9 protein-coding genes are annotated in these 16,143 nt (G+C 61.7%); 2 read left to right on the top strand and 7 right to left on the bottom strand.

What is annotated here, in order from left to right; translation table 11 throughout:
• Positions 1-144: 144 nt before the first annotated feature.
• The 3 genes from ACIQWO_RS13225 to ACIQWO_RS13215 form a co-directional block, all read right to left on the bottom strand.
• On the bottom strand, positions 145-1,659 hold the full coding sequence (locus tag ACIQWO_RS13225; RefSeq protein WP_402824373.1) for an aldehyde dehydrogenase family protein: 1,515 nt from the start codon (positions 1,657-1,659) through the stop codon (positions 145-147).
• Between the two features lie 99 nt (positions 1,660-1,758).
• Complete coding sequence (locus tag ACIQWO_RS13220) at positions 1,759-2,733, bottom strand: NAD(P)-dependent oxidoreductase (protein WP_402825354.1); 975 nt, start codon at positions 2,731-2,733, stop codon at positions 1,759-1,761.
• 40 nt (positions 2,734-2,773) lie between these two features.
• A complete protein-coding gene (locus ACIQWO_RS13215) occupies positions 2,774-3,682 on the bottom strand; it encodes a VOC family protein (RefSeq protein ID WP_402824370.1) in 909 nt (302 codons plus the stop codon).
• A gap of 174 nt (positions 3,683-3,856) precedes the next feature.
• On the opposite strand from ACIQWO_RS13215, the gene ACIQWO_RS13210 reads away from it, so the two are divergent.
• Both ACIQWO_RS13210 and ACIQWO_RS13205 read left to right on the top strand, forming a co-directional pair.
• Positions 3,857-4,786: a LysR substrate-binding domain-containing protein gene (locus ACIQWO_RS13210; protein ID WP_402824367.1), complete on the top strand. Its 930-nt coding sequence runs from the start codon at positions 3,857-3,859 to the stop codon at positions 4,784-4,786.
• A 599-nt stretch (positions 4,787-5,385) separates the two neighbouring features.
• Positions 5,386-6,450: a porin gene (locus ACIQWO_RS13205; RefSeq protein ID WP_402824364.1), complete on the top strand. Its 1,065-nt coding sequence runs from the start codon at positions 5,386-5,388 to the stop codon at positions 6,448-6,450.
• 114 nt (positions 6,451-6,564) lie between these two features.
• Here ACIQWO_RS13205 and ACIQWO_RS13200 read toward each other — a convergent pair whose 3' ends face one another.
• From ACIQWO_RS13200 to glyA, 4 genes are all read right to left on the bottom strand, one after another.
• Entirely contained in the window at positions 6,565-9,888 is a 3,324-nt protein-coding gene (locus ACIQWO_RS13200; RefSeq protein ID WP_402824361.1) for an autotransporter domain-containing protein, read from the bottom strand.
• 420 nt (positions 9,889-10,308) lie between these two features.
• Positions 10,309-13,836, bottom strand: a complete 3,528-nt coding sequence (locus ACIQWO_RS13195; RefSeq protein ID WP_402824358.1) for an autotransporter domain-containing protein — start codon at positions 13,834-13,836, stop codon at positions 10,309-10,311.
• A 510-nt stretch (positions 13,837-14,346) separates the two neighbouring features.
• On the bottom strand, positions 14,347-14,829 hold the full coding sequence (nrdR, locus tag ACIQWO_RS13190) for a transcriptional regulator NrdR (RefSeq protein WP_039396961.1): 483 nt from the start codon (positions 14,827-14,829) through the stop codon (positions 14,347-14,349).
• Positions 14,830-14,846: 17 nt separating this feature from the next.
• Positions 14,847-16,094, bottom strand: coding sequence for a serine hydroxymethyltransferase (gene glyA, locus ACIQWO_RS13185; RefSeq protein WP_402824355.1), 1,248 nt, complete (start codon positions 16,092-16,094; stop codon positions 14,847-14,849).
• Positions 16,095-16,143 lie beyond the last annotated feature (49 nt).

The following is a 16,143-nucleotide window of genomic DNA, read 5'->3' as shown; positions in this document are numbered from 1 at the left end:
CAACGTCTCACGACCGGTGCCCGGCATACTCACTACCCTTTTATTGCCCTATTGCCATTCGTTCCCGACAACTGAACGCACGATGACAGCAATTCCCGCCGGGCGACTGAGGGCTTTCGCCCCCGCCCGCCCCGTGCGTCACGCTCAGACGTAGCCGAACGGCGTGGCCGGATTGGCGGCCGTCTCGACCCAGACGCTCTTCGTCTGCGTGTACTCATACAGCGCTTCCACGCCGCTCGAACGGCCATAACCGCTGTGGCCGTAGCCGCCGAACGGCGAGGCGACGTTGATGGTCTTGTAGCCGTTGATCCAGAACGTACCGGCGTTGACCTGCGACGCCACACGGTGCGCGCGGGCCACGTCCTGCGTCCAGACGGCACCGGCCAGACCGAACTCGCTGTCGTTCGCGATCGCCAGCGCTTCTTCTTCCGTGTCGAACGGAATCGCCACGACCACCGGGCCGAAGATTTCGGTGCGGGCCACGCCCATCGAATTGTTGGCGTCGGCCAGCACGGTCGGGCGCACGAAGAAGCCACCGTCGCTACGTTGCTGCGAACCGGCCGCCAGACGCGCGCCGCCTTCGACGCCTGCGTCGATCATGTTCATGACGTGCTGGTACTGCGTGCGGTTGCAGATCGGACCGACTTCAGTGGTGTCGTCCATCGGCTCGCCCACACGAATCTTCTCCGCGCCACGTGCCAGCATGTCGATCATCTGGTCGTACACGCCGCGCTGCACTAGCAGACGCGAACCGGCCACACAGCTCTGACCCGCGCTCGAGAAGATAGCGGCCTGTGCACCGAGGCACGCGCGCTTGAGGTCGGCGTCGTCGAACACGATGTTGGCCGACTTGCCGCCCAGTTCCAGCACGCTCGGCAGCAGACGTTGCGCGGCGGCGGTGGCGATCTTGCTGCCCGTAGCAGGCGAACCGACGAACACGACCTTCTTGACGACCGGATGCGAAATCGCGGCTTGACCCGTCGTATGGCCGAAACCGGCGAGCACGTTGATGAGACCGCGCGGCACACCGGCCTGCTCGGCGAGGGCTGCGACGACCAGCGAGCTGGCCGGCGTGAGTTCCGACGGCTTGAGCAGCACGCCGTTGCCCATAGCGATCGCCGGGGCCAGTTGCCAGCCGCAGGTGAAGACCGGGGCGTTCCACGGCGTGATTTGCAGCACCACACCCATCGCTTCGCGACGCGTGTAGTTCAGGTGCGTGCTCGGCACGGGAATGACGTCGCCGAAGAACTTGTCCGTCCATCCGGCGTAGTACTCGAACATCTCCGCCACCTTGGCGACTTCGCCGCGGCAATCGCGGATCGGCTTGCCTGCGCCGATGGATTCGAGCTGGGCGAGCGCTTCGGCGTTTTCGCGAATCTTCGCGCCAACGGCTTGCATCACACGACCGCGCGCGGCGTGCGTGAGCGCCCACCAGGTCTTCTGTGCAGCTTGCGCGGCATCGGCGGCTTGCGCTACGACGGCAGCACCCGCATCGCGGTAGGTCAGCACCGTCTGGCCGGTGGCCGGGTTCACGATGTCGATGCCCGACTCGCCCGTGCCTTCAACCAGTTCGCCATTGACGAACGAGCCGATGGTGGTGGCGTTAGGGAAAAACTTGGCGAATGCGCCGAGCAAGGCGGCGGCTTGTTGGTCTGCCATGAGAAAGCTCCGTGCGATGCGCACTCAGGTGCGCATCGTGTCGTCAAAACAAAAAATCAGAGGGGTACGTCGTGAAACATCGATGCAGGTGCGCAGCGCTTAGGCGCGGCCCGGCTCGATGAATTGCACGATGCGGTTGAAGTCCTCGTCGTCGCCCACGGTCGCGGCGCTTGCGGCCCACAGGCGTCCGACTTCCGCCGACAGCGGACCCGTGGCGAGCGTGCCCGTCTGCTCGGCCAGTGCCATGGCCAGACGCACGTCCTTGCGCATGAGCTTCATCGTGAAGCCGGAGTCGAAGGCGTCGTTCAGGATCCACGTCGGATAGTTGGTTTGCGTGATGCCGCTGCGGCCCGACCCGGCGTTCAGACCTTCGAGCACTTGCTCCGGGGCCACACCGGCGGCCTTCGCCAGACGCATCGCTTCTCCGGCCACCACGAGGTGGGCGGCGCACATCAGGTTGTTGATGAGTTTGGTCACGTGACCGGCACCCACGTCGCCAATGTGCACGCGCTTGGCCGACATGGCGGCGAGCACCGGCTCGATACGGGCGACGTCTTCGACCGAGCCGCCAAACACCATCGTGAGTGCGCCGTTCAGCGCGCCCTTCGGACCGCCGGAGACCGGTGCATCGACCAGGGCAATGCCTTTTTCGCGCAGCGTGACGGCCAGCGCGCGGGTGCTTTCCGGATCGGCCGTCGACGTGTCGATCACGACCAGACCTTCGCGTCCGTTCGCGGCGATGCCGTCCGCACCGTTCACCACGGCCTCGACGACTTGCGACGTCGGCAGCGACAGCACGAGGGCGTCGGCTTCGCGAGCCAGTTCGGCAACCGAGGCGCGCAGGCCGATACCGGCCTCAGCGAGCGCGGCACCGGCGGCCTGCGACGGATCGAACCCAAGCACCGTGAAACCGCCGCGCTGCAACGACAGCGCCATGCCGCGTCCCATATTGCCCAGTCCGACCACTCCGATGATTTTCATGTTGACTCCAATTTGACTGCGAAGATGACGCCGCCCCCACGGGCGACGCCGCGTTGCTCGACACCGCCCGGGACATCCGGTCGGTGAGTAAATTCAGGGGATCGTTATGCGTTGACGGGTTCTGGTCGGGGCGCTAGTGATTGACGAACTCCAGCACCACATTGCCCGCGAATTCGGGCTCCACGACCAGTCCGTGCTCGTTATAGCCATAGGGCACGCCGTTCTCCCGCCACAGCGCCTCGACGTGCGCCAGATCCGGCGTGAGCAGCGTGATCGCCACGGCATGCGTGCGTACGCCCTGCGCCATCGGCAGGCCCACGGCGGCATAACGCGCTTCGGCGCGCTGCGGTGACATCGCCCGCAAGTGCCCGCACCCGGTGTCGGCCACTGCGCCGCCGTCGTACAGATCGACGTGACGCGCGCCGTACATGCGCTGCCAACGTGTGGCGAGCGTGCGCAACGACACCGTGTCGGGCGTCACATACGTAATGCCGACGATGCCGGTGACACCGTTCGCGTGTTTCTGCCACTCGGGCACCCAGATCAGCTCGGGGCGATGCTGGTGACAGATGAAATTGGAAGCGTCGCCGAGCACGTCGTCGATGAACAGGCCCAGCGCCACCACGGCCTCGTCGGGCGTGCCGTCGGGTTTGCGCATCGCGCGGCGAAAATCGATGATGCCCTGCGTCTCCAGCCCGGCCTGTGTGAGGCGGCTGTGGTCGGCGCGCGCATCCTTGCTGTGCAGTGCAACGAGGGAGACGCCCTCTTCGCGGGCGAGGAAACTGCCGAGATAACGGCCGAAGCAGAAGTCGCCGACGGCGTTCGTGCCGAACTTGCTCGCGTCGTCCACGCCGATCAGTTCGATGAAGTTGTCGCCGAACATCATCAGCGACGTGACCGTGCCCCACGGGTGATACGACACCGGCGACGGGGCAAACCCCATGCGCTCGTAATGCGCCAGCCGCCGCGGATGGTCATGGACCGTCACCAGCGGATGATCGATGCCGAATCGCGAATTGCGCGGCGGAATCGTCGAGCTCATCGGGGGGCCTCCGAGGGGTGAGTGGCGCGGAATCGGACCGCCGACACCGGGCCTCGCCTGGGTTCGTTGCACGGCGTCGGGGCCGATCCGCATGCTTCGCAGTGTGGATTGAAAAAAAATGACGCTCAATGACAACGCTTGAACATTTTTGTTCTAATAATTAGTCTTTAGGGCATGACACCCGCCATCAACGAAAGCCGTCTGTCGTATCTGTTCGAAGCCGTCCAGTGCGGCACGGTGCGCGCCGCCGCCGACAGACTCGACATCGCCCCATCCGCCGTCAGCCGCCAGATCGCCCTTCTGGAGGCCGAACTGGCGCTGCCGCTCATCGAACGTCACAAGCGCGGGGTCCACCTGACGCAGGCTAGCCGTTTGCTCATGGAGTACTACCGCGAGCAGCGCGCGCACCAGGAGGACTTGCTCGCCAAGCTTCAGGAAGTGCGCGGGCTGCGGCGCGGCCACATTCGGCTGGCCGTCGGCGAGGGCTTCGTCAGCGACCTGATGGGAACGCCGTTGCAATTTTTCTGCAAACGCTACCCCGACATCACCCTCACGCTGGATCTGGCCGGGACGAACGAAGTCATGCGGCTCGTGGCGGAAGACGATGCGGACATCGGTCTGGTCTACAACCCGCCCGCCGAGCCAAAAATCGTCTCGCGCGCCCAGTTGGCGCAGCCAGTGCACGCGATCGTCGCCCCCGGTTCTCCCCTGATCGAGAAGGCGGACAAGCTCGGTACACTCACGCTCGACGCACTCTACGATGTGCCGCTCGCGCTCATGCATGGCTCCTACGGCACGCGTCAACTGATGGAGCTGGCCGAGCAGTCGGAGAAGCACCGGCTCGTGCCAACGGTCACGACCAACTCGATTTCCGTGCTCAAGCACTTCGTGCGGGCTGGCCTCGGTGCAACGTTCTTGCCGACCTTTGCCGTCTCGCAGGAAATCGACGCAGGTGTGCTGCGCGCCCTGCCCATCGACCATCCGATTCTCAGCAGTGCCGAGGCGCATCTGATCACGCGCGCCGGGCGACGCTTGTCCGGTGCCGCCAACCGATTGCTCACGCACCTTGCCAGCAAGATGGAAGCCTTTGGTGCGCCGGACTGACGCGCTCGAGCCGTAGACCAAAACGGACGACTGAAACACCTCCACGGGACTTTTCGCCACAGAAATGTCACGCCGGGCGCTTTCTGGTTGCTGGCGCGCAACAGTCGAAAAACTAAGCCTTTCCCTTATGTTGCGCCAGGAGGAATTCGGATATAAAGAAGCCAATCAGGCGAAGGTGCGTTTGTATCGCGTCACGAAATCGTACGTAATACGAACTTAATCAGCCAGCAGGCTGGTTCAGCCCCTTCCCGCCACGCATTCCGGTCGCATGGCTGCGCGCGCATCGCGCTGCCGCCGACCCAACGCCAGTGGACTGCCATGACGACGATCTCTGAAAACCAGAGCGTAACGTTCGAGATGTTCGAAGTGTCCGAAATGGATATGCAGAACGTGCAGGCATCACTCGCAACCGGCCGCGTTCCCCCACGCGGCGCCCGTTGCCCAGGCGTCCCCGCTTGCCGATTTCTCGTCACTCGTAACGATATTTCAGGCTTTTCCGCCGATGTCTGTGTACGCCCCCGCGCGGGCGTGTCGCGACGACGACGGGCATAACCACGCAAAAGAAGGTGCGGGGCAAAACGCAACCTGGGGAGCAAATCATGAAGAAGAAGCTCATTGCAGCAAGCCTGCTTTGCGGCATCGGTACGTTTGCGCACGCGCAATCTAGCGTGCAACTCTACGGCCGCGTCGATGGCGGCTTTCAGTTCATGAACAATTTGCAGGACGGCAACGGCGGCACCGCTTCGCGCTTCAGCGCACAAGGCGGCGACTACGGCACGAGCCTGTTCGGCCTGCGTGGCTACGAGGATCTCGGACAGGGATTGCATGCGGTATTCAATCTGGAAGGCGGCTTCCAGTTGATGAACGGCTACAACAACAACGGCTCGGGTTCCATCTTCGACCGCCGTGCCTTGGTCGGCTTCAACTCCCGCTCATGGGGCCAGTTGACGCTCGGGCGCAACCTGTTCATCAGCAACGGGGTCTGGGACTTCGATCCGTTCCAGCAGCAGGCCTTCTCGTCGGCGTCGCTGGTGCGTGGACGCAACTGGCCGCAGGCGAGCAATACCGTCAACTATCAAAGCCCGAACTGGCGCGGGTTCGACATTGCCGGTCAGTACGCCTTCTCCAACATCGCCGGGCAGTTCAACAACGGCCGTGGCATGGGCGCGCAGTTGACGTACACGCACGACCGGTTCCAGTTGCGCGCGTTGTATGACGAAATTCGCGACACCAACGGACGCTTCACCGACGTGTTCGCCACCTCGCGGGAATACTTCGCCGGTGCGAATATCTTCCTGAACCGCTTCACGATCTCGCTGGGCTACACGCACATGGCCGCGCCGGACGCGCCCGCCCCCAGCTTCGCCACACGCGCCGACCATTACTGGGCCGGGGTGAAGTATCAGGCGACGGCAGCGTGGGCAGCGAATGCGGCGGTGTATCACGTGAACGTGCCGGGCGGCTTCGGACACGCCACGATGGCGGAGCTGGGCACCACTTACAACCTCTCGAAACGTACCTTCCTGTACGGCACGATCGCGTATGTGATGAACAGCTCGGGCCAGAGCTTCTCGGTGGCGGCAATTCCGAGCGACTCGCTGGACAACCCGCCTGCGGGCAAGAACCAGATGGGGGCTTACATCGGGGTGTCGCACTCGTTCTGACGACGGCAAAGCGCGTCACAAAAGGACAAACCGCCCGGTGCTGACCGGGCGGTTTGCTTTTTGGGGGCCTGCTTGTTACAACCTGCGCTTCGGCGCCTGTCGTTGGCGTTTGTGTCAGAACATGTATTTCGCCGTGACGCCGCCCGCGTAGGCCTTCTCCCCCGCGCGCAGGCTCAGATTGCCGCCGACATGGACATTGAGTTGCCGGGTAACGCGCACGTCTGCGCCGAGATCGGCGGTGAAAATATCGCGGCCGAGCTTGACACCCTTCACCGTGAACGCACGCGGGGCACCATAAATGGCGTTCGTGAGGCTGCTTTGCGTATCGCCGAACTCGTGTTCGTACGCCAGACGTAAGGACGGAATCACGCTGCCGCCGCTCGTATTCACCAGCTCACGCCACAGACGCACGCCGAGAATGGCCCGTCGCGAGTTGCTGACCTGCGACCCGACGTGCAGGCCATTCCGGCCCTGTCCGGCGTCGCGATCCGTTTCGTCGTAGCCGTTCAGACGCGTCGAGGCGATCCGCATACCGATAAACGGGTCGACGTTCATACCGCCAGCAAGCACGCGCTGACCGACTTCACCGAACAGCCCGAGTGTGCGGCCGCTGGTCTTGCCCTCGAGCCGTGCAGAAACATCCCGCGCGGCCACGGTGCGCTCGGTTGTCACGTTATGGTTGGTGAAGAAGAGGCCACCGTTAGCGAACCAGCGTGTGTCGCTCAGATACGAGCCGTACAGGCCCAGGCTGGCGCTCCTGATGCTGGCGTCGCCCGGCAGATCGTCGGCGCGGGACGTCCGGCTGCCCAGTCCGAACGACACGCCCACGAGCGCGTTCCGGTTGAGGCGTTTGTCGATGCCGAAAGCGCCGTCGATGCCGGAGGTCGCGAAGCTCTGTTCGCCGTCACTCCGATTCGCACCCGCCCCCTTGAACGAGCCCCAGACCGACGTGCCGTTCTGGCTCGCGCGCTGCCCGTTGGTTGCGTTGCAGTCGGACAGCGAGCCGCCCGCGAGCATGCGCGTCTGCATGCTGCTGCGAAAGGCGTCGGACGCACTGTAGGCGGTGTCGGCGTTGTTCACGAGCGATTCGCCCGAGAGCATGCGTGCCGCACGACGCTGCTCGGCGGCGCCTGCGGGAAGCAGCACCAACTGACCGAGGACTGCGCCGCCCACCCGGCCTTCGACGATGTCGTTGAGCGTCACGCCCTGAAACGAATCCAGCAGGCCCTTTTCGTTGCCCGTGTAGGGCGCACTGGGATCGAGGAATGCGATCTCCTTGCCCGGATCGATGACGACGTCACCGTCACCGTCGCCGCCGTCGCCGCCTTCGCCAGGCTCCGTGGGAATGCTGCCGTAGTCGACCTCGCCGAGTTTCACGTCGGCATCGGGATCATGCGTGACGACCTGAATCTTCTTGTCGAGCAGTTCTTTGGGGGTCACCGATCCATCCGGCGTCAGAACGATCTTGGTATCCGTGAAGTCGCCTTTCTTTTTGATGTGAATCGTGCCGCGATGCACTTCGTCGGGCGCATTCGGATCGCGCTTGGCGTCCGACTCGATCCTGGCATCCTTGCCCTTCGATTCGTACTCATCCATCACGATCCGGTAACCGTGGAGTTTGAGCGTGCCCGCATTCTCGAATTTCTTGACGTCGTAGACATCGTTGGCCAGCGAGATCGTACCGGGTGCCCAGAGGGCGAGCAGCCCGGTACCGAGGGCGGTGCGGTGCGCTGCGGTGAGCGTGCCGTTCTCGACCGTCAGCGAATCGATGCCGCTCTGGTCACCGCTGAAAGTGAGGTTGCCGGTGCCGACTTTGGCGACGGTGGCACCGAGCTTATCGGTGTCGAGCTTGACGATATCGCCGCTGAAGACGTCATCTTTGCCAAGCGCGCCGAGCTTGAGCGTCTTGCCGCCAGTGATGACATGGCCGCTACCGGACAGCGAGCCGATGGTCAGTGACTGTTCGGCCAGTGGATCGGCTGGGGGATTGGACTCGAAGTCCACAAGACTGAGCGTGCCGCCCTCCATTGCGATGGTTGCCGAGTCCGCCGTTGTCGTTCCGGAAAGATGGGTCAGGCCAGCGTTGACGATCTGGCGCGTCTCCAGGTCGCTATCTACCACAGCGAGTTGCCCGCCCTGCCTGTTTTCAATGGCCCCGGCCCCACCCTTGGCTTTTCGCATCCCCACGAACCCACTGTTAAGGATCGTGGCGTCGGCGGCATTTGCCTCATCGAACCCGACGACTCCGCCCTTCTCGACGTCGATGACGCTACGGCCGCCGGTCGAGCCCGGGTGGAATGTGAGTGCGCCTGCGTCGTGGATCTGGAGCCTTGCGGCACCGGCACTCGTTCCCTTGAAGAAATCGATCGTGCCCCCCGGTGCGTCCGGTGACTGCCCATCCGATGTCCCCGCACTCAGCGTGATGTGCTGTGCGTCATCCGAAACGCCCTGCCCGCCCTCCACGAATTTGAGCACCCCCTTGCTGCCGACATTCATCGTCAGGGTGCCTTCCCCGTCGATGCCCTGATGAACGGAGAGTGTGCCGCCGTCGACACGCACTGTGTGATCTGCGCCGTTGACCGCTCGGATTGTCCCTACATCGCGCTGCTGATTGGTGGCGCCGTAAATTGCGTCGGACAATTGCCCGGAGCGCGCCGAAATCTCCAGCGTCGTTTGGGCATCGATCAGCGACTGGCCATCGACAGGCACGGTATCCGACATGAAGTCGATCTGGTTCTTGTCATTCCATGTGACGTAGTTGGTATCGGGAACAAGATCTACCCCGCTGACAGAGGCATTCAATTCCTTGGTGACGCTGAGATTGCTCGCGGTCTTTTCATCATTGGCGTCACGCCAACGTTGAAGTGTGTAGCCAACGAGCTCGGCATCCTTCTTTGCCTGAACCAATGCCGCGAGCGACTCATTGAATTTGTTCGCATCACCCGACAAGAGATTATCCAAGGCAGTGCGCTCCGGCCCTGCCAATGGATTTTGGCTATTCGCCAGCGCATCGACCGTCCCTTTCAGGTCACTCAACTCCTGAATAAGAACTCTATCCTTCGGCAGTTCCTTCCCCTCATCTATTCGCTTTTGAACAACATCGATGGCGCCTTGAATATCCGCCACATGATTTCCCAGGGCCTTCTTCAACTCGTCGGCATCGGAAATGTTTGCCAGCGAATTATGAATAGGAATCTCCGATCCTAGCAGAGACATATTCTTTTCATGTTCATCCGTTTTCTCCTTTTCGACGGTTTTTTTTTGCTCATCGAGGGGAACAAGCTCCTGCAACCTTTGCTCTCTGTTTTCCATCCCGCTGGACCGAAGACTTCCTGCCGATGCATTCGGAGCCCCTCCTATTACTGCAACCACCATGATGATCGCCGCATAAATCTCTGTCTGACACAGCGCATACGACTTCGGACGATTTCCTCGCATTAGATAACTCCTATTCAATTCGCCTCAAATGATGATTTCCCTCATCACGCTTCAGACAGTGGCTTGTCGGCCGCCATCATTCCGGCAAATTCTGGAGTCGATTTATCCGAACACTCTCGATATCAATACGCTTTGGTACTTAGCCCAACCATCACCAGTTAATCGAATAAACGTAAAATCCCAATGCGATTAATTTTAAATTTCAATCAATCGCTCATACAGGGATGCGTTTTATCCGCCTCTCTCCTAAACGGACGTCGGCCTGACGCTGTGACACCACATATCGCCCGAGCAATTGCGACATTTCCTCTGACTTCTTTTGGGATTTCGGAACGAAAAAACCCGCCGCGTCCTCGTGGACACGACGGGTTTCGTCGCTGCATTTAGCCGAGCCTCAACACACGCGGCCCGACGCATCGCTTAGAAGCGATACTTCGCCGAGATGCCGCCGCCCACTGCGTTCTCGCCCTGGCGCACACTAACGTTGCCGCCGACGTGCACGCTGACTCGCTTTTTGAGCTGGAGGTCGACGCCGAGGTCGGCCGTGAAGACGTCTCGACCCAGCTTCGCGCCCTTCACGTTGAACGCGTGAGGTGCGCCGTACAGCGAATTCGTCAGGCTCGCCTGCGTATTGCCGAACTCATGCTCGTACGCCAGTCGCAGCATCGGCGTCACCTTGCCGCCGTCGAAGCTGATCACGTCACGCGAGAGGCGCACGCCCAACACGCTGCGAACCGACGTCTGCGACTGCGCGCCGACCTTCAGCCCGTCATTACCTGCGCCGTCACGATTCGTCTCGTCAAACGCATTCAGACGCGTCGACGCAAGACGCACACCCACTGACGGATCGACGTTAAAGCCCACCACATCGAAGCGCTTGCCGATCTCGCCGAACGCGCCAAACGTGTTGCCGCTCGTCTTGCCGGACAGACGCGCCGATGCGTTGCGTGCCGCCACCGCGCGGTCCGTCGTCACGCTGTGATTCGTGTACGACACGCCACCGCCGACGAATATGTTGGCGTCGTTCAGATGAGAACCGTAGAGACCGACGCTCACGCTGTTGATCTTCGACTCGCCCGGCATACCCTTCGCCTTCGAGTTCTGGTTGCCCATACCGACCGACGCACCGACCACCGTGTTGCTGCCGATTTGCTTGTCGACACCGATCGCGCCATCGATACCGCGCACGTCGAACGACAGGGCATCACCACGTTGCGCCGTGTTGCCCCCCGAGAACGACGCCCAGCCAGCGATGCCATGGCTATCGGCATTCGCACCGTTAGCGGTCCTGTCGTCGAACATTGCGCCGCCCGCCAGCATGCGCGACTGCATACCGCGCTGGAATGCCGTTGTCGCGCCTTGCGCGGCGAGGGCATTGTTCACCAGCGATTCGCCCGAGAGCAGGCTCGCCGAGCGGCGCTGCTCGTCCGAACCCGCTGTTTGCAATGCCATCTCCGAGAGGACTTTGCCGCCGACCTTGCCCGAGGTCAGATCGCCCACGGTGATGCCGTTGACCGACGCCAGCACCGCCCGCTCGTTCGCGCTGTAGTTGCCGTCAGTCGCCAGGTACTGCACGACGTTCTGGCTGGTGATGATGCCCGACGGATCGGTCGGGTCGGTGGGTTTGGTCGGATCGGTGGGTTTGGTCGGATCGGTGGGTTTGGTCGGATCGGTGGGATCGGTAGGGTCCGTCGGATCCACCGTCTTCCCGCCAACGATGCTGCCGATCGTGACTTTGCCGAGCTTGGCCGTTTTCCCTTCGGCTACGCTCACCACGCCGAGCTTGTCCTGAATGTCAGCCAGCGCGATGTCGTTGGCCACGGTGACGTCGATGGCCGTGTTCGTGAAGTCGCTGTCTTCCGACACCTGAATCGCCCCACTGGCGACGCTATCCCCCACGCGGGACACATGCGAACTGATTTTCGCGCCCGCCTTCGACGTGTACTTCTGCACAGCCAGCTTGTTCGTGCCGAGGTCAATCCGACCGGCGTTGTCAACGTGGCTCACGCCGTCGACATCGGACGCCAGCTTGACTGCGCCCTTATCCGTCACTGTCACAGTGCCCGAGCCAAGAGCATTCGCGTGCGCGGCCGTCACGCTGCCGCTTTCGATACGCAGACTGGCAACGCCGCTCTGATCGCCACCCAGTGTCAGATTGCCGGTCCCCGTCTTGACGACATCCGAGCCGGTTGCCGCCGCAACTTGCGTGTGCGACTTGGTAGCGCGGCGCGGTGTGTTGGCGTCTGCGCCGGAAGACGCCTCCTCGCGCACGATCTCGCCGTCGAAATAGTCGTCTTCGTTGCGCTCGCCCAGCACCAGCTTCGTGTCTCCCGTGACAACTTGCCCGATGCCGCTCAGAGAACCGATGGACAACGTCTTCTCGGCCTTGCGTCCCGGCGCCTGCGCCTCGATATCCGCGATGTTCAGCTTGCCGCCCAGCATTTCGATTCGGGCACCGTCTGCTTGTGTATTGCCTCGCAGTTTGACGACGCCGACGTTGGCCAATCCGAGTTGTTGCAGATCTGAATCGAGCACATCCACATGTCCATCGATGCCATTGATCAACGTTGCCGATCCGCCCCTGGTCTTTTCCAACTGAATCCGGCCCAGGTTGACGAGTTCGACGCGCTGAAGATCGGTGTCCTGGAACGTCGTCAGCCCACCCGCCGTATTCACGATATCGGCGCGACCCGCCTGTGCCCCCGCCTCGAACGTCAGCGTCCCGCTGTTCTGGATCTTCGCGGCGGCGGCATTCGCCGTGTGGAACGTGGCATTTGCCCCCGTTGCAATGTCGATGTCGCTGATGCCTGCGTCGGCGCCCTCGGCGAAATGCAGGCTTCCGCCCTGTTTCAGGATGATCTCGGCCGTCCCCGAGCTCGTACGCTTGCCAAACTCGATCGCGCCGCCATCGGGGGATCCCTTCTCGCTGCGGACGGCCCACAGTGTCACGTCGCCTGCATCCGATGACACGCCGACACCGTCGTCGGCAAAATGAAGCTTGCCGCCCTTACCGACCGTGATATCGAGTCGGCCGTCCCCGCCAATCTCCTGATGAACGTTCAGCGTGCCGCCGTCGACGCGCACATCATGGTCCGCAGACCTGCGCGCGTGGAGCGTGCCCACGTCACGCACGCCGCCGGTTCCTGCAATCGCGTCCGATTCCTCTCCCGAGCGACGCGTGAACTCAAGGATGCTGTCCTTGCCGATGACGTCATGGGTAGCGGTCACCACATCGTCCGCCATGAAGTTGGTCAGGTTCCTGTCGCTCCACGTGAGCACGTCCTGATGTGTCGCAGCGCCGGGCGTCGTCGCATCCAGTTGGCGCGTGTTCTTGAGTGCGTTCAGTCCGGCCTCGGAATCGACCTCTCTAACACGGGTCTCTTTCAGGGCGAGCAGATCGCTTTTGCGCTCGACCGGCTCGCGGGCCTTCACGGTGTCGTCGAGGAAGCCGGTGTGCTTCTTCATTTCATCTTCCAGAGCAGTAAGCGCGGTCGCCATCGCGTTACGGTCCGATCCTGCCGCTGCCTGCATCGCAGCTTCGATGCGCGCTTTAAACGCCGAAAGCTCGCCCTTCTTCTTTAACCCATCGGCCGTCAGATATTTATCATCTGTTTTTAACGTCTCATCGACGGACGTCACCAACAATTCAAGCAAATCTTTTATATCAGATCTCTTTGCACCTTCAACAAGTGCAGCCGATGCGGCATCCATTTGCTCATGAATCTTCTGGGCAAATGCCTCCGTCGCCCTCGCCGCACCAAGCTCCGGATCCAACGCGCCGATTGCGCTGGACAGTACGGTCATACGTGCATCACGTTCACGCTCCCACTGCGGTTCCGTCTGCGATACCGCATGCCCCGGCAGCGCAGCAGCCGTCACCACCGCCGCAGCTGCCACACAAATCTTCGTCTGACGCAGGACATTCGACTTCGGATGATTCTTTTGCATTCGATAAATCTCTTATTTTCAATTCACATCAAATAGCGAATTAACTCGCTATCGCCAAAACAGCGACACACCTGCCACCATCAAGGTTGTGAATTCTAGAGACGAGCTATCGAAATTCTGTCAGTTCTGATGATTTTTTAGTACTTACCCCATAATTCAATCAGAATTTTCATTTGGGACCATTCTTATAAAATCTATTTAAAGGTTTTCCGAATCATCCCAAAACAGTGTTTATTACGTTTCTTATTTCCCCAAAAACGTCGACACGTGCGGCGCGCGCGCAACGGCGTGACAGCGCCTTTCAGCCGCGTCCCACGCTTGAATTTCGGGTTGTTCCGCACGGGGAGTGCCCGTCATCAACGTATGAGGATGCCCTGCGGATGGCCATAAAAAAACCCGTCGCGCCCTTTCAGGCACGACGGGTTTTTCGACATTCATTCGACCGGCGGGGCATTACCCACCTAAGTCTGCCCGGCAGTCTTCAACGCAGGCAGCGTACGCCGCCCGCGTTCAGGCCACGGGCTTGCGCTTGGGCTTGACGTCCGGGCTGTCGATCTCCTCAAGGACATCGCGGAATTCTGCGATGTCTTCGAAGCTTCGATAGACCGACGCGAAGCGGATGTACGCAATCTTGTCCAACCGCTTCAACTCGCGCATCACCAGTTCGCCGATGCGCTGGCTGATGACTTCACGCTCCGCACCGGCCAGCAGCTTGTACTCGATGCGCGCAATCGCGGCATCCATCGCTTCGGCACTGACAGGGCGCTTGCGAATCGCCAACTGCATACTGGCGCGCACTTTCGCGCGGTCGTACTCGGCGCGGCTACCGTCTTTCTTGACGACAACCGGCATCGCGAGTTCGACACGCTCGTAAGTCGTGAAGCGCTTGTCGCACGACGGGCATTTCCGACGCCGCCGGATAGCGGCGCCGTCTTCCGCTTCACGCGAGTCGATGACCTGCGTGTCGTCGTGTCGGCAGAATGGGCAGCGCATGCGTGCGACGCCGTGGCTTAGCCGTAGACCGGGAAACGCTTGGTCAACTCAGCCACTTGTGCGCGCACGCGGGCCAGGTTTTCTTCGTTTTCCGGGTTGTCCAGCACGTCGGCGATCAGGTTGCCGACCAGTTCGGCTTCGGCTTCCTTGAATCCACGCGTGGTCATGGCGGGCGAGCCCAGACGGACACCGCTCGTCACGAACGGCTTTTCCGGATCGTTCGGAATCGCATTCTTGTTGACGGTGATGTGCGCAGCACCCAGCGCGGCTTCGGCAGCCTTACCGGTGATGTTCTTGGCGCGCAGGTCGACCAGCATCACGTGCGATTCGGTACGGCCCGACACGATACGCAGACCACGCTTGACCAGCGTCTCGGCCATCACGCGTGCGTTCTTCGCGACTTGCTGTTGGTATTCCTTGAATTCCGGCGATGCAGCTTCCTTGAACGCGACGGCCTTACCGGCGATCACGTGCATGAGCGGGCCACCTTGAATGCCCGGGAAGATGGCCGAGTTGATCGGCTTCTCGAACTCGGCCTTCATCAGGATCACGCCACCGCGCGGGCCGCGCAGGCTCTTGTGCGTGGTCGTGGTGACGAAGTCGGCGTGCGGCACCGGGTTCGGGTACACACCTGCGGCGATCAGACCGGCGTAGTGCGCCATGTCGACCATGAAATAAGCGCCGACCGACTTGGCGATCTTGGCCATGCGCTCGAAATCGATCTTCAGCGCGAAGGCCGAGGCACCTGCCACGATCATCTTCGGCTTGTGTTGTTGCGCCAGCTTCTCTGCAGCGTCGTAATCGATGTCTTCGGCTTCGTTCAGGCCGTAGCTCACGACGTTGAACCACTTGCCCGACATGTTGACCGGCGAACCATGCGTAAGGTGACCGCCGTGCGCGAGGCTCATGCCCATGATCGTGTCGCCCGGCTTGAGCATGGCGAAGTACACGCCCTGGTTAGCCTGCGAGCCCGAGTTCGGCTGCACGTTGGCGGCTTCTGCGCCGAACAGCGCCTTCACGCGGTCGATCGCCAGTTGTTCGACGACGTCGACATACTCGCAACCGCCGTAATAGCGCTTGCCCGGATAACCTTCCGCATACTTGTTGGTCAGCTGCGAACCCTGCGCTTCCATCACGGCCGGGCTGGTGTAGTTTTCCGACGCGATCAGTTCGATGTGATCTTCCTGACGCTGGTTTTCTTTCTGAATCGCTGCCCAGACGTCGGGATCGACGGAGGCAACGGTAGATTTCGATTTGTCGAACATGGCGGTTCCGTTGAGTTGAACAGATTTTCCGGGAGGGGATGCTGCGGCG

Source organism: Pandoraea sp. NPDC090278, assembly GCF_044772185.1.
GTDB lineage: Bacteria > Pseudomonadota > Gammaproteobacteria > Burkholderiales > Burkholderiaceae > Pandoraea.
The sequence above is the reverse complement of the archived record's forward strand: the minus strand, read 5'-3'. Positions and strand labels throughout refer to the sequence as shown.